General features: G+C 27.4%; 19 protein-coding genes. All 19 read right to left on the bottom strand.

The genetic code is table 11. The features are described 5' to 3' along the window. Nucleotides 1–66 precede the first annotated feature (66 nt). Nucleotides 67–636: an SMC-Scp complex subunit ScpB gene (gene scpB, locus AC4FRL_RS05070; protein WP_491139124.1), complete on the bottom strand. Its 570-nt coding sequence runs from the start codon at nt 634–636 to the stop codon at nt 67–69. After that, nucleotides 629–1378 carry a segregation/condensation protein A gene (locus tag AC4FRL_RS05075; RefSeq protein WP_491139125.1) on the bottom strand — a complete coding sequence of 250 codons (750 nt, stop codon included), beginning with the start codon at nt 1376–1378 and terminating at the stop codon, nt 629–631. The genes scpB and AC4FRL_RS05075 overlap by 8 nt, the downstream gene beginning before the upstream one ends. A gap of 119 nt (nt 1379–1497) precedes the next feature. Further along, complete coding sequence (locus AC4FRL_RS05080) at nt 1498–2676, bottom strand: D-alanyl-D-alanine carboxypeptidase family protein (protein WP_491139126.1); 1179 nt, start codon at nt 2674–2676, stop codon at nt 1498–1500. 110 nt (nt 2677–2786) lie between these two features. Continuing rightward, nucleotides 2787–4088, bottom strand: coding sequence for a pyrimidine-nucleoside phosphorylase (locus AC4FRL_RS05085; protein WP_491139127.1), 1302 nt, complete (start codon nt 4086–4088; stop codon nt 2787–2789). 233 nt (nt 4089–4321) lie between these two features. Beyond that, a complete protein-coding gene (locus AC4FRL_RS05090; RefSeq protein WP_491139128.1) occupies nt 4322–5194 on the bottom strand; it encodes a site-specific tyrosine recombinase in 873 nt (290 codons plus the stop codon). A 49-nt stretch (nt 5195–5243) separates the two neighbouring features. Beyond that, the gene (gene spoIIM / locus AC4FRL_RS05095) at nt 5244–5864 is read right to left on the bottom strand and encodes a stage II sporulation protein M (protein ID WP_491139129.1); all 621 of its coding nucleotides are present in this window, start codon (nt 5862–5864) and stop codon (nt 5244–5246) included. Between the two features lie 212 nt (nt 5865–6076). After that, nucleotides 6077–6907 carry a sporulation transcription factor Spo0A gene (spo0A, locus tag AC4FRL_RS05100; protein WP_491139130.1) on the bottom strand — a complete coding sequence of 277 codons (831 nt, stop codon included), beginning with the start codon at nt 6905–6907 and terminating at the stop codon, nt 6077–6079. 173 nt (nt 6908–7080) lie between these two features. After that, nucleotides 7081–8244, bottom strand: a complete 1164-nt coding sequence (gene spoIVB, locus AC4FRL_RS05105) for a SpoIVB peptidase (protein WP_491139131.1) — start codon at nt 8242–8244, stop codon at nt 7081–7083. A 175-nt stretch (nt 8245–8419) separates the two neighbouring features. Next, nucleotides 8420–10117 carry a DNA repair protein RecN gene (recN, locus tag AC4FRL_RS05110; RefSeq protein ID WP_491139132.1) on the bottom strand — a complete coding sequence of 566 codons (1698 nt, stop codon included), beginning with the start codon at nt 10115–10117 and terminating at the stop codon, nt 8420–8422. Between the two features lie 19 nt (nt 10118–10136). Continuing rightward, nucleotides 10137–10589 (bottom strand): arginine repressor, encoded by a 453-nt coding sequence (locus tag AC4FRL_RS05115; RefSeq protein ID WP_491139133.1) that lies wholly within the window; start codon nt 10587–10589, stop codon nt 10137–10139. Nucleotides 10590–10611: 22 nt separating this feature from the next. Next, on the bottom strand, nt 10612–11442 hold the full coding sequence (locus AC4FRL_RS05120; RefSeq protein WP_491139134.1) for an NAD(+)/NADH kinase: 831 nt from the start codon (nt 11440–11442) through the stop codon (nt 10612–10614). A gap of 79 nt (nt 11443–11521) precedes the next feature. Continuing rightward, nucleotides 11522–12337, bottom strand: coding sequence for a TlyA family RNA methyltransferase (locus tag AC4FRL_RS05125; protein ID WP_491139135.1), 816 nt, complete (start codon nt 12335–12337; stop codon nt 11522–11524). Between the two features lie 11 nt (nt 12338–12348). Further along, nucleotides 12349–14208: a 1-deoxy-D-xylulose-5-phosphate synthase gene (gene dxs / locus AC4FRL_RS05130; RefSeq protein WP_491139136.1), complete on the bottom strand. Its 1860-nt coding sequence runs from the start codon at nt 14206–14208 to the stop codon at nt 12349–12351. Nucleotides 14209–14225: 17 nt separating this feature from the next. After that, nucleotides 14226–15098 (bottom strand): polyprenyl synthetase family protein, encoded by an 873-nt coding sequence (locus AC4FRL_RS05135; protein ID WP_491139137.1) that lies wholly within the window; start codon nt 15096–15098, stop codon nt 14226–14228. After that, nucleotides 15088–15315 carry an exodeoxyribonuclease VII small subunit gene (locus AC4FRL_RS05140; RefSeq protein WP_491139138.1) on the bottom strand — a complete coding sequence of 76 codons (228 nt, stop codon included), beginning with the start codon at nt 15313–15315 and terminating at the stop codon, nt 15088–15090. The genes AC4FRL_RS05135 and AC4FRL_RS05140 overlap by 11 nt, the downstream gene beginning before the upstream one ends. A gap of 16 nt (nt 15316–15331) precedes the next feature. Continuing rightward, complete coding sequence (xseA, locus tag AC4FRL_RS05145) at nt 15332–16534, bottom strand: exodeoxyribonuclease VII large subunit (protein ID WP_491139139.1); 1203 nt, start codon at nt 16532–16534, stop codon at nt 15332–15334. 1 nt (nt 16535) lies between these two features. After that, nucleotides 16536–17369 carry a tetrahydrofolate dehydrogenase/cyclohydrolase catalytic domain-containing protein gene (locus tag AC4FRL_RS05150; protein ID WP_491139140.1) on the bottom strand — a complete coding sequence of 278 codons (834 nt, stop codon included), beginning with the start codon at nt 17367–17369 and terminating at the stop codon, nt 16536–16538. Nucleotides 17370–17408: 39 nt separating this feature from the next. Further along, on the bottom strand, nt 17409–17816 hold the full coding sequence (gene nusB, locus AC4FRL_RS05155) for a transcription antitermination factor NusB (protein ID WP_491139141.1): 408 nt from the start codon (nt 17814–17816) through the stop codon (nt 17409–17411). Nucleotides 17817–17933: 117 nt separating this feature from the next. Further along, nucleotides 17934–18323: an Asp23/Gls24 family envelope stress response protein gene (locus AC4FRL_RS05160; RefSeq protein WP_491139142.1), complete on the bottom strand. Its 390-nt coding sequence runs from the start codon at nt 18321–18323 to the stop codon at nt 17934–17936. Between the last annotated feature and the right edge of the window lie 32 nt (nt 18324–18355).

The following is an 18355-nucleotide window of genomic DNA, read 5'->3' on the forward strand; positions in this document are numbered from 1 at the left end:
AACTTTTTAAAAGTTAAATTGCTATTTTAATAAAAAAGGTAGAAAATAAATATTTATTTTCTACCTTTATAATTCCTCTTTTTCTTCAAAAAGTTCTATTGAGGGAAGTTCTTCTAAATCATTTAATGCAAAATGTCTTAAAAATTCATCAGTAGTTCCATAAAGTATTGGTCTTCCAGGAACTTCTAATCTTCCAGTTTCCTCAATTAAATTCTTTTCAATTAATCTTTGAAGTGCACTTTCACTTTTAACTCCTCTTATTTCATCTATTTCAACTCTAGTAATAGGCTGTTTATAGCATATAATAGCTAAGCTTTCCAAGGATGCTTGTGATAATGATTGTCTAACGTTCTTTTTTAATAACTTCTGCACATACTCACTATTTTTAGTTTTAGTAACCAACTGATATGTTCCATTTAATCCTATTATTTTTATTCCCCTTGAAGAATCTTCATTATATACTTTCATAAGTTCTTTAATTAACTCTTCAGTATAATTAATATCTCTATCTACAATTTTACAAATCTCTCTTAAAGCTAAGGGTTCTCCACTTACAAATAATAATGATTCTATAATAGATTTAATTTCTTCCTTTTTAGATATTTCACTAAACTCTATTTGATTTATATCACTCATTTAATATCACCTGTTCCATCATAATTTCCCCAAAGTTTTCATATTGAGTAACTTTAACTTCATTCCCCTTTATAAGTTCTAACATAGCCATAAAGGTTACAATAACCTCTAATTTACACTGACATGTTGAAACAAAGTCTGAAAATCTAATAATACTTTTTTCCTTTAATTTATCTCTTAAAAACTTTATTTTATCTGTTATCTTATATTTATCTACACTTATTTTTCTTTCCATAACATTTAAGTTTTGTTTTTCACCATACATTCTCATAAGATTATTATAAAGCTTATATAAATCAACCATAGTAATATTTTTTAAATAATCCTCATCACTCAAATTTTCATCAACTTCTACAGTAATAATTTCTGCTTTTTTTGTAAAAACCTCTCCTACTGAAAGTTCTCTTGATTTTAAGTATTCGCTAATCTTTTTAAATTTTTTATATTCTTTAAGCTTTTCTAATAAATCATTTTTAAGGTCCTCTTCACTAGGTTCTTCCTCTGCCTTCACTTTAGGAAGAAGAGATTTAGATTTTATTTCTATTAAAGTAGCTGCCATAACTATAAACTCTGAAGTTATCTCTAAGTCAAGCTCTTTCATTAAAGATATATATTCTAAATACTGTTTTGTAATTTCATGAATCTTTATTTCACTTATATTCATCTCATTTTTCTTAATTAAATGTAAAAGCAAATCAAAAGGTCCATCAAAATTTTTAAGCTTTATAATTGGCATTTCCATGGTCTATTTCTCCTAATATTCAAAACTTCACATAATATCATAACAACTATAATAAAAAAAAACAACCAAAACAAATTTGTTTACTTTGGTTGCTTTTTTCTATATTTATATATTAAACTTTATTTTTCTTCTTTATTTTCCTCACCATTAAAGAAATTCTTAACCTTAAATTTAACACTATCTAAAACTCCACCCTTTTTCATATCTCTATCAGAATAAATAGAAACTTTTCCTAAAAGTTCTCCATTTAAATAGTATTCACATCTTCCTATAGTTTCAAACTCTTTTACTTTATTTTTTCCTTCATCTAAAACTATTTTCTTCTCTATCTTATCACTCATTCCTCTTGGGTAAACTAAGCTTAAATCTTCTTTAGCTTTACCAATCACAAATTTTTCTCCTGTTTTACTCATAGAAATCTTTTCAATTTCTTGGTCCTTTTTAGCTACTTCTTTGCTTTCAAATTTAGAAAATCCATAATTCATAAGCATACTAGCATCTCTATTTCTAACTTTATAAGTAGGTGCTCCCATAATTACAGATAACATTCTAACGCCATCTCTAGTTGCAGTAGCTGAAATACAATACTTTGCCTCATTAGTAAAACCTGTTTTTAAACCATCACACCCTTTAAAAAATCTAACTAATTTATTATGATTTACAAGTTCAATAGGAGTTTTTCTTCCCTCTGATACAGTTTCCATATAAGTTCCTGTATATTTTAATATAGTTGAATGTTTTAAAAGTTCCCTAGACATTATAGAAATATCATAAGCTGTTGATAAATGACCTTCAACAGGAAGTCCTGTGCAGTTTTTAAAAGTTGTATTATTCATACCAAGTTCTTTAGCTCTTTTATTCATCATTTCAACAAAAGCACTTTCACTTCCACCTAAATACTCAGCCATAGCAACTGCAGCATCATTTCCAGAAGCTATTCCTATACCTTTTATTATTTCCTCCACAGTTCTCACTTCACCTACATCTAAAAGCATAGTGCTTCCACCCATTTTTTTAGCTGTTTCACTTACTGTTATTTTGTCTGAAAGCTTTATTTCTCCATTATCTACTTTTTCCATAGCAAGTAACATTGTCATTATTTTAGTTACAGAGGCTGGAGCAAATTTTTCATTAGCATTTTTTTCATAAATTATTTTTCCTGTGCTAGCCTCCATAAGTATAGCTGACCTAGCTTCTACATCTATTGCTTCTTCAGCTTTTACGTTTATAGAAAAAATTAAGTTAAATAATGATATAAGTATTGCAAATATCCCTATTTGTTTTTTATATTTTTTCATAACATCTTCTCCTTTCTAACTTATTTTTTCCTAAAACATATAAATTATAAGCAAAAAGAAAAAGTTATCTTATACAAAAAGTATAAGATAACTTTTTACCTAAATAAAATTTATTTAATTATGTCATAAATTAAAGGCAATTCTTTTACTGAATCTGATATTTCATAATTTTCTAGGATTCCTTCTATAGCTTTTTTACCCTTTTCTTCATCATCAGCATGAATATAAGCTATTATATCACCTTCATTAACTTTATCTCCTCTTTTCTTTTGAAGAACAATACCAACAGCTAAATCTATAACACTTTCTTTAGTTGCTCTTCCTGCTCCAAGTTCCATAGCAACTAATCCAATATTTTCTGCATGTATTTTACCTACAACGCCAGATTTAGTTGCCTTAACTGGAATTACGTATTTAGCATTATGGAAGTTTGCTGTATCATCAATAACTGAAGCATCTCCTCCTTGAGCCTTTACAAACTCTTTTAGCTTTTCAATAGCTTTTCCTGATTTTATAGTTTCCATTAACATTTCTCTTGCTTCATCAGTATTCTTAGCTGCTCCTGCTAAAACTACCATATTGCTTCCAAGAGTTAAGCATAATTCTAAAAGGTCCTTAGGTCCATTACCTTTTAAAGTTTCTATAGCTTCTTTAACCTCTAAGGCATTTCCTACTGCAAATCCTAAAGGTTGATCCATATCAGAAATTATAGCCACAGTATTTCTTCCAACATGTTTTCCTATTTCAACCATTTCAGTTGCAAGTTCTCTAGCAGCCTCTGGTGTTTTCATAAAGGCTCCATCTCCAACTTTAACGTCTAAAACTATTGCATCAGCACCTGCTGCTATTTTTTTACTCATAATACTTGAAGCTATTAAAGATACATTATCAACAGTTCCTGTAACATCTCTTAAAGCATAAAGTTTTTTATCAGCTGGAGCTAAATCTCCAGTTTGTCCACCTACTGCTAATTTTATTTTGTTAACATTATTTATAAACTCTTCCTTAGTCATCTCTACTGAAAAACCATCAAAACTCTCTAACTTATCTATAGTACCTCCAGTATGACCAAGTCCTCTTCCTGACATTTTCGCTACAGGAATTCCTAAAGAAGCAACCATAGGTCCTAATACTAAAGTTGTAGTATCTCCAACTCCCCCTGTTGAATGCTTGTCTACCTTTATTCCTTTTATTTCACTTAAATCTAATATATCTCCTGAATTAACCATAGCCATAGTTAAATCTGATGTCTCTCTTTTATTCATTTTTTGAAAGTATATAGCCATAAGTAAAGCTGCTACTTGATAATCTGGTATTTCTCCTTTTGTGTATTTATCAACAAAGAAATCAATCTCTTCTTTGCTTAATTCTCCACCATTTCTCTTTTTTAAAATTAAATCATACATTCTCATAAGTTTTTTCCTCCATATCATCAAAATGTGATAACCTTTTCATAATTTTATTTTAACAAAGGCACTTATTATTTACAAGTATTTTTCCAATACACTTATTGCAATTTCTTAAAATTTTTTATATTTTATAAATAAATTAGTAAAATATATTCCTTATTTATTTTTATTTATAACAAAAATAAAATTATATAAATTCTAAAAAGAAAAGACTTTAATAGTCTTTTCTTATATAACTATGCTCTTGGATGAGCCTTTTTATATATATTGTTAATTTTTTCATTATTAATAATATCATAATACATATCTATATATGTCATAACTTGATTTCCTAATAATTCTTGAACTACCTTAGCATTAGCTCCATTTTGTAATAAATGCACTGCAAAAGAATGTCTAAAAGTATTTAAATTTATATCTTTACCTATATTAGCAATAACAGCATATTCCTTTACAATTCTCCAAACTCCCTGTCTAGTTATAGGCTCACCACTCATATTTAAAAATAATTTGTCTGACCCCTTAGAATTCTCTTCTCTAACAACTATATATCTTTTTAAGGATTCTTTAGCTTCTTTTCCAATTGGAATAATTCTTTCATAGCCTCTGCTATCTTTACAATTTACATAGTATGAATCTAAATTTACATCTTCAACCTTTAAAGATATAAGTTCTGAAACTTTCATTCCTGTAGCATACATAAGTTCTAATAAGGCCTTATCCCTTATACCTTTTTCTGTTAAAACATTAGTTGAATTCATTATTTTATTTATTTCATCAACAGTTAAAACTAAAGGCTTTTTCTTTTCTACTCTCTCTCTTTTTATAGATAAATCAGGAACTCTTTTTAAATATTCCTCTGCCACTAAAAAGTTATAAAAATTTCTTAAAGATATTACTGTTCTTTGAATTGATGATTGAGACTTGCTACTCTCCTTTAGATATTGTACATAAGATATTAAAGGATAAGAATCCTCATTTACCTTAAGTCCCTTTTCTTCTACAAAATCTAAATACATAGAAACATCTGTAATGTATGCACTTACGGTATTCTTTCTCTTTCCTATTGATTCTAGATATACTTCGTATTTGCTTACTAAATCTTTCATATTAACTCCTAACCAAAATGTTATTACATAATTATTTATATTACAGAAATCATCTACTAATTACTAATCTTATTAAATTAGGTGATATATATGTTTCAATTAATATTCCACATATTATAATAAGACTTAAAACCCCTTGAAAATTTAAATATGTTTTATTTACATCTAGTTTAATTCTATCTCTAGAATAACCACTTTTTAATTTTGTTACAGAATGTCTTATTGCAAAAACACTAATTAACATTATAGTAGGAATAAAAATTAAATTTTGAAATATCAATCCAGATAAAACTAATGCTATACCACTTCCTCCTAAAATGCTAACTATTAAAGAAAATGTAAAACCAATAACATATCCTTTAGCTAAATTTATCATAAGTATTATAGGAGTTCCTATAGATACATATCCTAACAATATTATTATTAAAACCATAGGTATTGTGCTTTTTATACTATTTATTAATATACTTAAATAAGATACTTCATTCTTCCCTAAAAAGTCTAAAAAGTTATTAAAATAATTTGTTATTTCAACCTTATTAAGATCACTCATATAATAAACTGTATAAGACCCTAAAACTATTCCTACTAATAAAAATAATAGTACCCATAAAAAAGTTATTTTATTTTCTCTTAGAGATTCTAAAATTCCATTTAAAAATCTTTTCATAATTAGCTCCCCCTTTACTTGTTTAATAAAGAATATGATTAACATAATAAAAAGATACTTAAAACTTTAAAATTTACAAAAAAAATAAGAACTAAAATTTATTATTTTAATTCTTATTAAAAAAATCCTGTAATGTAAAATATAAAATCATAAAAGTATAAATAAAAAAACACTCTTTTCCTAGAATAAAATCTAGTAAAGAGTGTTTTTTATTAACTTACCTTATTTTTAAGTCTTAATTTATCTGCAACCATAGCTATAAATTCACTATTAGTAGGTTTACCTTTGTCATTATGAATAGTATGTCCAAATATTTTATTTATAGCTTCTATTTGTCCTCTTCCCCAAGCTACCTCTATAGCATGTCTTATAGCTCTTTCAACTCTACTTGCAGTAGTATTATATTTCTTTGCTATTGAAGGATATAATTCTTTTGTTATAGCAGATAATAACTCCATATCATTTACAACCATAGTTATAGCTTCTCTTAAATACATATATCCTTTTATGTGAGCAGGAACACCAATTTCATGAATTATACTAGTTATTTCAACTTCTAAATCCATAGGTTCTTTGTTTTCCTCTGAAGAAGAACTTTCACTTTTTGTTCCTTCTACAACACTTATACTTGGCTTAGCTGTAGAATTTTCCTCTGATATTGTACTATTAAACATCTGTCTTATTCTTTCTGTAAATACATCCATATCAAAAGGTTTTACAACATAATAATCTGCTCCTAAAGTTATAGCTCTTTGAGTTATTTTATCTTGTCCTACCGCTGATAAAACTATCACTCTAGGATTCTTCTCAAGACCTAAGGAATTAATTCTTTCAAGAACTCCTAATCCATCTAAATGTGGCATGATTATATCTAATACAACTAAATCTGGTTGTTTTTCCTCTATAAGTTTTAAAGCCTCTAATCCATCTTTTGCAATTCCTGTAACAACAATATCTCTTTGACTTAATAAATAGTCATTTAAAATATTGCAAAATTCTTTGTTATCATCAGCAATTAATACAGATATTTTTGATTCCTTCATGCTTTTCTCTCCTTAACAAACTTTATATATCCATTTTTTTACAATTATTTTTACTTAACTATATTCGACAAATCTTAAAAATTTCCTTCTAAAAAAAATAAATACTAGAAAATTCATTTAATTTTCTAGTATTTATTATAACACATATTTACATTAATCACACTTATTTTATATTATATAATTTTTGCATCTTTTAACATCCATTCTATATATATTCCATATCCTAAGTCTGGTTTATTCACTAAAACATGTGTTACAGCTCCAACTATTTTATCCTTTTGTATTATAGGACTTCCACTCATTCCTTGAACAATTCCACCTGTTTTCTTTAATAAGGTTTCATCTGTTATTTTAATTACCATACTTTTTGTACTTACACTATCTTGCTTTGTAAGCTTTACTATTTCAATATCATAAAACTTTGGCCCTTCATTATCTATAGTTGTTATTATTTTTGCAGGACCTACTTCTATATCTTCCTTCCAGCCAACTTTATATTTTTTATTTATATTATTTTTTAAATTATAAAAATTTATATTACCAAATATTCCACATTCAGTATTTATATTAACATCACCTAAAGCTTTCTTATCACTAGAAAATATACCTCTTAATTCTCCAGGACTTCCTTTTTCCCCCTTCTTAATGCTTATTATAGAAGAATTTAAAAGTTCTCCATTTTTTATTTGAAATATTTTTTCTGTCTCACTATCTGTTATAGGATGACCTATTGCACCATATTTCCCACTTTCTTCATGATAAAATGTTAAGGTTCCAATTCCTGCTGTGGAATCTCTAACCCACAATCCTATTTTATAATCACCCTTTTTATTTTTAAGCAAATTAATTTTTTTGTTTATTATATTTCCATTTCGCTCTAAAAGAATATCTATACTTTCTAATTCATTTTCATTTATCCTTTTTGATAAATCCTTTGAACTTTTAATTTTTTTTCCATTTATACTTATAAGTCTATCACCAATTTCTATTCCTCCACTTTTCGCAGGACTTTCCATATCACCCTTTTTAGTGTTTATCTCTGAATAACCAACAGCTAAAACACCCTCTGTAGAAACTCTAACACCTACAGGATTTCCACCTAAGGATAGTTCTATATCTTTTTTGTCTTGCTTGCTATTTACAAGGGCTATACCATATCTATTTTTAAATCTTTCATCTTTACTACTCTTTGAATTTAAAGAATAGAAAGTATCACTACTTGCAAAAGTATTATTACTTTTAAAATAATCCCTTACAAATATCACAGAGGATAAAAGCAATATTAAAGCCATCATTATTATTGATATACTCTTTATTCTTTTGTTTATATTTTTCATTAAATATCTCCTCCTTTTCTATTCTTAATTTGCCCCTTTCAAAAAATAATATCCTGTATTAACTTTGTTATTCTAGCCAAATCAATTTAAAATATACTAAAATTCTCATATTAGTTTTAAAATAAAAAAAAATAGAACTGTTTAACAGTTCTATTTTGCATAAAAATTAAATTTATTATGTATTAAAATTTCTAATAGTTTCTTTTTTTCTATTAGCTAAATCTATCATTTCTTTTGCACTTAACAAGGTGTTATTAGTCATTTCAACTCCACCTAACATTTTTCCAACCTCTTTTATCTTTTCCTCATAAGTTATAGGTTCAACCTTTGAAAAAGTTTTATCATCTACAACTTTTTTTCTAACCATATAATGATTATCTGACATACTTGCTATTTGAGGAAGATGAGTTATGCAAAATACTTGATGTTTTATAGAAATTTCATACATCTTCTCTCCAACAGATTGTGCAATTCTTCCACTTATTCCTGTATCAATTTCATCAAATATAACAGTAGGTATTTTATCTTTATCTATAAATACAGCTTTTAAAGCTAGCATTATTCTTGATAACTCTCCTCCTGAAACTATCTTTTCCATAGGCTTTAAAGGCTCTCCTGGATTTGTTGAAATTAAAAATTGCACCTTATCTTTTCCTCTTATATTAAATTCATCCTCTTCAATAAGAACTTCAAACTTACATTTTCCTAAGCCTACATAAGAAAGTTCTTCATGAATTTTATCTTCTAAAACCTTTGAAATTTCAATTCTTTTATCATGTATATCTTTAGATATTTCTTCTAAAGATATTAAAATTTCATTCTTTTCCTTTAAAAGTTCTTCAATTATTTTTTCTGAATTTTTAATATTATTTATTTGAGAAGAAATATCCTCTTTATATTTTAATATTTCGTCTATGCTACTTCCATATTTTTTCTTTAGAGAAGCTATTTTAAACATACGACTATTTATCTCTTCTAATTCATTGCCATCGTATACACTTTCATCACATATATCTCTAAGTTCTATTGATATTTCTTGAAGCTCGTAATACATTTCCATTATTTTAGAATTTATATTTTTAATTTTTTCCAAATGATTTTCAACATTTGAAAGCTCCCTATTTACAACTGATAAAGAATCAATTATTCCATTATTTTCTGAGCCACTTAATAAACTATAAGATACTCCAAGAGAATTTTTTATTTTTTCTGCATTAGATAAAATATTAAACCTTTCAGTTAATTCCTCTTCCTCTGAAGATTTAAGCTTAGCTTCTTCAATTTCTTTAAATTGATATTCTAAATAATCTAAAAGCTTATCATCTTTTCCCTCATTGTTTAATTCATTTATTTTCTTTTCTATCTCTTTAAGTTCTAAAAATTTTTTACTATATCTTTTTAAACTTTCATTTAAATTAAAATCACCAAAATCATCTAAATATATTATATGCTTTTCTTTATTTAATAAATTTTGATTATTATGTTGACCATGTATATCAAGAAGAGTTGAACTTATTTTTTTCAATGCTGATAAAATAACACTTCTACCATTAACTTTTATACTATTTCTTCCATTTATAAAAGTTTCCCTAGAAATTATTAAAGTATCATCATACTCTATTTCTAAATCATCTAAAATTTCTTTAAGCCTCTCATTATCATCTATTGAAAATATAGCCTCTACAAAAGTTTTTTCTTCTCCTGTTCTTATTAAATCCTTATTAAACTTGCTTCCTTGAACATAATTTATAGCATCTATAAGAATAGACTTACCTGCACCTGTTTCTCCCGATAAAATAGTAAATCCTTCTTTAAAATCTAAAGATGCCTTCTCTATCAAAGCAAAATTTTTAATAGTTAATTGTAAAAGCATACTCCTCCTCCTTTTAAATTTAACCTTCTATCATTTCTAAAATTCTAGAAACTAGAGTTTCTGCTTTTTCTAAGCTTCTAACTAAAATAAATATAGTATTATCCCCTGCTATAGTTCCTGCAATATCCCCTAAATGCAAGGTATCTATAGCTTCAGCAGCAGCTGAAGCGGAACCTGATATAGTCTTAACAACTACAACCTTATCAACATTTTCAACTGAAGTTACAGTATTAGCTAAAATATTACTAAGTCTATCTACCATTTCATTTTTTTCTTCTTCTATAATGGTATATCTATAATTTCCTTTATTATCTTGTTTTTTTACAAGTTTTAAATTTTTTATATCTCTAGATACTGTAGCTTGAGTTACATCAAACCCAGCTTTTTTTAGTTCCTCAGCTAACTCCTCTTGTGTTTCTATTGCTCTTGATTTTATAATTTCAATTATCTTAGAATGTCTCTTAGATTTCATCTTCAAATCACCTTCATAACATTTATTCTATCTTAAATAATTTTTTCCTTAGTACTTTAAAATAACTTTTATTATCAAATGAAATTATTCTAAAAAACTCTTTTGCTTTTTTTATTAAAACTTCATTATGTTTTTCTAATTTTAAGGCCTTTTGTCCATCTATTGTAACAAAGACATCTGCTTCATGAATAAGAGGTTTAACTCTTACTTCATTATTGCCATCTATTATCATAGGTCTTGAATTAGGCGTATGAGGACATATAGGAACTATAGATATAATCTGCAAATCAGGCATTATAAGTGGACCTCCTGCTGAAAAAGAATAGGCTGTTGACCCAACTGGAGTAGATATTATAACTCCATCTCCTTTAAATGTAGCATAAAGCTCTCCATTTATAAAAACTTCATACTTAGTCATCCTAGATAAAGTTCCTCTTGCAACAACTATATCATTTAAAGCTCTCTCTTCTTTAAAATCTGCTCCTTCTATTTCACAAAGTAAAAGCATTCTTTCTTCAATTTTATATTTTCCTTCTTTTATTTTAATCAAAGCTTCTTCTAACTCATTTATTTCTGCTGTAACTAAAAATCCTAAATTACCAATGTTAATTCCTAAAATAGGAGCATTTATATACTTAGAAAATTTTCTAGCTACACCTAAGATAGTTCCATCTCCCCCTAGAACTATCAAAATATCTAAATTAATAAGCTCCTTAAAATCTCCTTTATAAAATTGGTCTATAATAATTATCTCTTCTGGCTTTAAATACTCTCTAATCTTTAAAAGAACTAAGTTTAAAATTTTTTTCTCTTTATCCTTCTCTTTGTTTATTATAATTCCTATATTTTTCATACAAAAAAAACACACCTTTACTTTAAAACTTTGAAGTTCTCTCTAAAGTAATTAGAAATTAAATCTTAACTAATTATTTTTATAAATTACTATGAGATTTCTCCACAACCTCGTCTATAACCTTATAATCAAAGTCTTTCTTTTCCTTACCTTTCTTTAGGTAAATTAAATATTCTATATTCCCCTCAGGTCCTTTTATAGGAGAAAAATCTAATCCTAATATCTCTAAGTTATTGTTTAAAGAAAAATCAACTATTTTCTTTATTACTTCCTTATGAGTAGAAGCCTCTCTTACAACACCTTTTTTCCCAACTTTTTCTCTTCCTGCTTCAAATTGAGGTTTTATAAGGGCCATAACCTCTCCATCATCTTTTAAAAGATTAAGAACAGCTGGTAAAACAGTAGTTAAAGATATAAAGGACACATCTATTGATGCAAAATCACAAAGCTCTCCAATTTGCTCTAAAGTTACATATCTTACATTTGTTCTTTCCATACAAACAACCCTAGGGTCCACTCTAAGTTTCCAAGCAAATTGACCATATCCTACATCTATAGCAAATACCTTTGAAGCTCCATTTTGTAGCATACAATCTGTAAATCCTCCTGTAGAAGCTCCAATGTCTAAACACTTTTTATCCTTTAAGTTTATTGAAAAACTTTTAATAGCCTTATCAAGTTTAAATCCGCCTCTACTTACAAAGGGTAACTTTTCTCCTCTAAAAATTATATTTGAACTTACAGGAACTTTTTCACCAGCTTTATCGACTCTTTTTTCTCCTATAAAAACCATACCAGCCATTATATATCTTTTAGCTTTTTCTCTTGACTCTGCTATTCCCTGTTCTACAAGAAGTACATCTAGTCTTTCTTTTTTTTCTTTTTTCTCTGTCATAATTTTCTCCTTTAAAGTAATTCAACTAATGTGTTTTTTATTCCTTCTGGGTCTAATCCATTTATTTTATATAAAATATCTGGCTTTCCGTGCTCTATAAATTTATCCTCAAAGGCTAATATAGTAACCTCTTCTTTATGATTAATTTCATTTAAATACTCTAAGACTCCTTCTCCAAAACCACCTTTTTTAATATTATCCTCAACAGTTATAATTTTAAATTTATTTTTTGATAAAGTCTTTAATATATTTTTATCTATAGGTTTTATAAATGTAGCATTTATAACTAAAATATCTAATCCTTTTTCCTCTTTTAATTTTTCAGCAGCAATCATAGCATGTTGTACCATTTTTCCTGTAGCAATAATAGCTATTTTTTCTCCCTTTCTTACTTCTTCCCACTTACCATAATTTATTTCTTTTAAAGGCTCTAGATTATTATATATATCTCCTCCTCTAGGATATCTTATGGCTAAAGGAGCATTAAAGGTACTTGCCCAATTTAAAATAACTTTCATCTCATCTATACATTTAGGAGCTACAATTGTCATGTTAGGCATTGGAGATAAATATGAAATATCAAATATACCTTGATGTGTTTCTCCATCTTCTCCAACTAAACCGGCTCTATCTAAACAAAGAGTAACAGGTAACTTTTGTATGCAAACATCATGTAAAACTTGGTCATAAGCTCTTTGCAAGAAAGTTGAATAAACTGCAAAAAATGGTTTTAAACCCTCTGCTGACATTCCTGCTGCTAAGGTAACTGCATGTTGTTCAGCTATACCAACATCAAAGAATCTATTAGGAAATTCATTTCTAAATTCTTTTAATCCTGTTCCATCTGGCATAGCAGCAGTTATTGCAACAATTTTATCATTTTCTTTAGCTAAATTTATCATTTCTTCTCCAAAAGTCGATGAATAATTCCTACTTCCAAATTTTGAAACCACTCCTTTTTCAAGGTCAAAAGGAGATACTCCATGATATTTATTAGGATTTTCCTCTGCTAATTCATACCCTTTTCCTTTTTTAGTAATAGTATGTATTATAACAGGACCTTTTATTTTTTTTGCTATACCTAATACTTCATTTAATTCTTTAATATTATGTCCATCTACAGGACCAAAATATTTTATTCCTATATCTTCAAAATACATACTCTGTACTACAATTTTTTTAATTCCGTCTTTTAACTTAGAAAGAGAAGTCTTTACTCTTTTGCCTAAAGAAGTGGTATCTAGGGTAGAACCAATGTCTGATTTTAATTTATTATACCCCTCCCCCATTCTAAGTTTATTTAAATAGGTTGCAAGCCCTCCAACATTTTTACATATAGACATTTGATTATCATTTAATATTATTATTAAATTATCTTTTCTATATCCAATATCATTTAAGGCTTCTAAGGCCATACCACCTGTTAAGGCACCATCACCAATTACAGCTATAACCTTATTATTTTTACCAAGAATTTTTTGAGCTCTTGCCATACCTGCTGCTGCAGATAAAGATGTACTACTATGCCCTGTTGCAAAGAAATCATATTCACTTTCTGTTCTCTTTGGAAAACCACATAGTCCACCATATTGCCTCAAAGTTGAAAATTTATCTTTTCTTCCTGTTAAAACTTTATAGGCATAAGCTTGATGGCCTACATCCCAAATTATTCTATCTTCACTAAAATCAAAATTTTTAAATAAAGCAACAGTAAGGTCTACAACACCTAAATTTGAAGCAAAGTGTCCTCCTGTTTTTGAAATACTATAAATTAAAAATTCTCTCAAATCCTTAGCTAATTTTTCTAAATCCTTCTCATCTAAATCCCTTATCTCTTTAGGATCAGTTATTTTTTGTAGAATTTCACTCATTTAAACCAAATCCTTTATTAAAATTTTCTCTCTAAAAGTTTTATAGTTAATACCTTTAGAGGTTCTACATTACCTTCTATTTTATCTAAGATATCTATACATTCCCTAGTTATATCCACGCATTTTCTTTTGCACTCTTCTAATCCAAAAAGAGTTATATAATTATTTTTATTATTTCCTTGGTCCTTGTGAACATTCTTCCCTAAGTCTTTTGCATTTCCCACTACATCTAATATATCATCTTTTATTTGAAATGCTAAGCCTAACTTGTATCCAAATTCCTTTAAATTTTTAATATCTTCTTCTGAAGCCTTAGCTAAAATAGCCCCAGCCATTATAGAAGCCTTTATTAATTCTCCTGTTTTCTTAAGGTGCATATAATCTAACTCTTCTATTGATATTTCTTCTTTCTTTTCATTTATTATGTCAACTATTTGTCCACCAATCATTCCATCAGAACCAGAAGCATCCATAATAACTTTTGTTGCCTTTAAAGCATCTTTTCCTTCCTGTAAAGAATAATCAATTAAAACCTTCATAGCTTCATTTAAAAGTGCATCTCCTGCTAAAACTGCAATAGCTTCTCCAAAAACTTTATGATTAGTTGGCTGTCCCCTTCTTAAATCATCATCATCCATACAAGGTAAATCATCATGTATTAAAGAATACGTATGTATCATCTCCATCGCCATAGCAGGTTTTAATATTTTTTTATAATCTTCTTTATAAATATAATAAGTTAAAAGCATTAATATAGGTCTTATTCTTTTCCCTCCTACATTTATGCTATAAGCCATAGAATCATATAAAACCTTATTAAACTTTCTATTACAATTAAAATATTCTCTTAAAGACTCATCTATTTCTTCCTTTAAACTACTAATATTCATTATTATATCCTCCAAAGTCTTCTTCTTTACCATCTTCAACAACTTTTATCTTTCCCTCTAAGGTATTTAACTTTTTGTATAATTTATTAGCTATCTTTATTCCTTGTTCATAGGCCTTCATAGACTCTTCTAAAGTTAAATCTCCAAGTTCTAGCTGTTTTACGATTTCATTTAATTCATCAATCATACTTTCATAAGTATTTTCTTTTTTAGCCATCTTTAATTTTTGCTCCTTATTCATTAATATTTTTTATATCTATATAAACGGAACCGTCCTTCATTGTCACTTTTATATTGCTTTGTTTTTTTAATTCTTCAATCTCATATAAAACCTTACCCTTATTATCAGTTATTAATGAATAACCTCTTCCTAGGGTATTTAAAGGATTCAAACTTTGCAATAAGCTATTTAACTTAGCTAACTCATCCTTTGATTTTTCAATTTTAATTTTTCCTAAAATATTAAGCTTTTCTTCTAAAGAAATAATTTCTTTTCTTCTCTTTTCAAGTATATTTTTAGGGTTATTACTAATTAACTGCCTATTTAATATATCTAAATTATTTTTACTTTTTAAAATTTTTCTTTCTATAAGATTATATAAAAACATTTTTTTATTTTCTAAAGCTTTCTTCATATCTTCTAAAGAAGGAGAAACTATCTCTCCTGCAACTGATGGTGTAGCTGCTCTTACATCACTTACAAAATCACAAATAGTAAAATCAATTTCATGTCCAACAGCAGATACCGTAGGAATTTTACTATTAAATACTTCATAGGCTAATTCTTTATTATTAAAAGCCCAAAGTTCTTCAATAGAACCTCCTCCTCTGCCTAAAATTATAACATCTACTAAATTTTTATCATTAAAATATCTAATTCCATCAATTATTGACTCAGCAGCGCCCTCTCCTTGCACCTTTGCAGGATATAATATAATCTCTAAGGATTTATTTCTTCTTTTAATTACATTTATCATATCTCTTATAGCCGCACCAGTTTTTGCTGTAATTATACCTATTTTCTTTGGAAAAGCAGGTAATTCTCTTTTATACGCTTCGTCAAAAATTCCTTCTTCTCTAAGTTCTTTTTTTAATCTATGAAATTCCTCAAAAAGTTCTCCAACTCCAGCTTTTTTTATATTTTCACAATAAAGTTGGTAATTTCCTTCCTTTTGGTAAACACCTAATCTAGCCTTTATTTCTACCTTCATTCCTTCTTCTAGTCTAAAATCTAAATTAACTGCATTATTTTTAAACATAATGCAGTTAATTTTGCTATTTTCATCCTTCAATGAAAAATAAATATGACCACTTGAATGGAATTTTAAATTAGATATTTCACCTTTGACATTAAGATTTTTTAATATAAAGTCATTCTCAACTAACTTCTTAAGATAGTTATTAACTTCAAAAACAGATAATGTCTTTAGCTTCATTCTAATCTAACTCCTTACAAATATTTTTTAAAAGAAGAGTTGTGGTTAAAGAACCAACTCCTCCTGGAACTGGTGTAATAAAAGATGCCTTATTATAAACATCATCAAAATTAACATCTCCTGTTATTTTTCCATTTACTTCACTAGTTCCAACATCAACAACAATAGCTCCTTCTTTAATATAAGAAGAATCTATAAAATTAGCTCTTCCAATAGCTACTACTAATATATCCGCTCTCTTACAAACTTCTTGTAAATTCATTGTTTTTGAATGGCATAAAGTTACTGTAGCATCTTCACTTAAAAACATTTGAAAAAGAGGTTTTCCAACTATATTACTTCTTCCAACAATTACAACCTCTTTTCCTGAGATTTTAATATTATAAGCCTTTAAAAGAGTTATTACACTATTTGGAGTACATGGAATAAATGATTTTTCTCCCTTATAAAATCTACCTACGCTTACTTCAGACAAACAGTCTAAGTCTTTATCAGCACTTATTAAATTTGTTACTTCTTTTTCATTAATATGTTTTGGCAAAGGAAGTAAAAGCATTATTCCATCTACACTTTTATCTTTATTTAGTTCTTCTATTTTAAGCTTCAAAATTTCTTCTGAAACACCTTCATCTAATTTTACCTTTTCAAATTCTATTCCTAAATCTTTTGCTAATTTCTCTTGGAAGTTTTGGTAATATACTGAGCCTCCATCATCCCCAACTAGTATAGACGTTATTTTTAAAGATTTTCCTAAGTTTTTTAATTTATCTGTGTAATCTTTAATCTGCCCCTTTATGTCTATAGCTACTTTTTTTCCGCTTAAAATTTTATTCATTACCTTACCTCCAATTTTAAACTTAAAATAAAATTTAGACTACTTAATATTTTTATATATTTTATCTAAAACTCCATTTATGAATGAAACAGATTTACTATCTGAATATTTTTTACATAGTTCAATAGCTTCATTTATTGATACCTTCTCTGGTATATCTTCTACAAATAACATTTCATATGTAGCGATTCTTAAAATTGATAAATTAACCTTTGAAATTCTATTTAATTTCCATTTTACTAATTCACCTTCTATTAAAGAATCTAATTTTTCCTTATTTAATTCTATTCCTAGTAAAGATGATTTTATGTATGATAAATCTAAATCATCTTTATTAATTTCTTCATTTTCCATAAAGGAATCGAAAGTTTCTAAGGCAGTTTCTGATGTTATTTCCATTTGATAAGCTAATTGTAATAAATATTCTCTTGATTTTACTCTATTCATTATATCCTCCTATGTTTTAAAAATACTCTATTTAGTATTATTGTCTTAATTTATATTATTAATCATAAGTTAATGATTTAACACAAGGAAACACCCTCTGAAAACAGAGGGTGACTACTATTTTTTTAATATTTCATTTTTATCTTCTTCTTTTAAGATAATTATGTTTTGCACATATATGTTCACTAGTGCCACCTTAAGTCCAGTTATAGCTTCTACAGTCCTTCTTACGTTTTCCTGCACTTGAGAAACTACATCAGGTATCTTAACTCCATATTGAACAGTAACACCAATTTCAATAACTGCTTCACCATTCTCTACATTAACCTTAATGCCCTTACCTAAACTTTTCTTAGAAAATTTATGTCCTATTCCAGTGCTATTATTGTGATTTATCTCAAGTATTCCCTCTATCTCAGATGCAGCTATACCAGCAACTACACCGATAACTTCATCAGATATATTTACTATACCTAAGTTAGCTTCATCTCTATTCATTTCATTCATAAAGCTGAACCCTCCTACTAATCTTCACGAAT

The sequence above is a fragment of the Clostridium sp. TJA032 genome, assembly GCF_058310275.1.

What these genes read in the sequence shown, in the direction of transcription:
- scpB (WP_491139124.1), bottom strand. Translation starts at nt 636, where the DNA reads ATGAGTGATATAAATCAAATAGAGTTTAGTGAAATATCTAAAAAGGAA.
- AC4FRL_RS05075 (WP_491139125.1), bottom strand. Translation starts at nt 1,378, where the DNA reads ATGGAAATGCCAATTATAAAGCTTAAAAATTTTGATGGACCTTTTGAT.
- AC4FRL_RS05080 (WP_491139126.1), bottom strand. Translation starts at nt 2,676, where the DNA reads ATGAAAAAATATAAAAAACAAATAGGGATATTTGCAATACTTATATCA.
- AC4FRL_RS05085 (WP_491139127.1), bottom strand. Translation starts at nt 4,088, where the DNA reads ATGAGAATGTATGATTTAATTTTAAAAAAGAGAAATGGTGGAGAATTA.
- AC4FRL_RS05090 (WP_491139128.1), bottom strand. Translation starts at nt 5,194, where the DNA reads ATGAAAGATTTAGTAAGCAAATACGAAGTATATCTAGAATCAATAGGA.
- spoIIM (WP_491139129.1), bottom strand. Translation starts at nt 5,864, where the DNA reads ATGAAAAGATTTTTAAATGGAATTTTAGAATCTCTAAGAGAAAATAAA.
- spo0A (WP_491139130.1), bottom strand. Translation starts at nt 6,907, where the DNA reads ATGAAGGAATCAAAAATATCTGTATTAATTGCTGATGATAACAAAGAA.
- spoIVB (WP_491139131.1), bottom strand. Translation starts at nt 8,244, where the DNA reads ATGAAAAATATAAACAAAAGAATAAAGAGTATATCAATAATAATGATG.
- recN (WP_491139132.1), bottom strand. Translation starts at nt 10,117, where the DNA reads ATGCTTTTACAATTAACTATTAAAAATTTTGCTTTGATAGAGAAGGCA.
- AC4FRL_RS05115 (WP_491139133.1), bottom strand. Translation starts at nt 10,589, where the DNA reads ATGAAATCTAAGAGACATTCTAAGATAATTGAAATTATAAAATCAAGA.
- AC4FRL_RS05120 (WP_491139134.1), bottom strand. Translation starts at nt 11,442, where the DNA reads ATGAAAAATATAGGAATTATAATAAACAAAGAGAAGGATAAAGAGAAA.
- AC4FRL_RS05125 (WP_491139135.1), bottom strand. Translation starts at nt 12,337, where the DNA reads ATGACAGAGAAAAAAGAAAAAAAAGAAAGACTAGATGTACTTCTTGTA.
- dxs (WP_491139136.1), bottom strand. Translation starts at nt 14,208, where the DNA reads ATGAGTGAAATTCTACAAAAAATAACTGATCCTAAAGAGATAAGGGAT.
- AC4FRL_RS05135 (WP_491139137.1), bottom strand. Translation starts at nt 15,098, where the DNA reads ATGAATATTAGTAGTTTAAAGGAAGAAATAGATGAGTCTTTAAGAGAA.
- AC4FRL_RS05140 (WP_491139138.1), bottom strand. Translation starts at nt 15,315, where the DNA reads ATGGCTAAAAAAGAAAATACTTATGAAAGTATGATTGATGAATTAAAT.
- xseA (WP_491139139.1), bottom strand. Translation starts at nt 16,534, where the DNA reads ATGAAGCTAAAGACATTATCTGTTTTTGAAGTTAATAACTATCTTAAG.
- AC4FRL_RS05150 (WP_491139140.1), bottom strand. Translation starts at nt 17,369, where the DNA reads ATGAATAAAATTTTAAGCGGAAAAAAAGTAGCTATAGACATAAAGGGG.
- nusB (WP_491139141.1), bottom strand. Translation starts at nt 17,816, where the DNA reads ATGAATAGAGTAAAATCAAGAGAATATTTATTACAATTAGCTTATCAA.
- AC4FRL_RS05160 (WP_491139142.1), bottom strand. Translation starts at nt 18,323, where the DNA reads ATGAATGAAATGAATAGAGATGAAGCTAACTTAGGTATAGTAAATATA.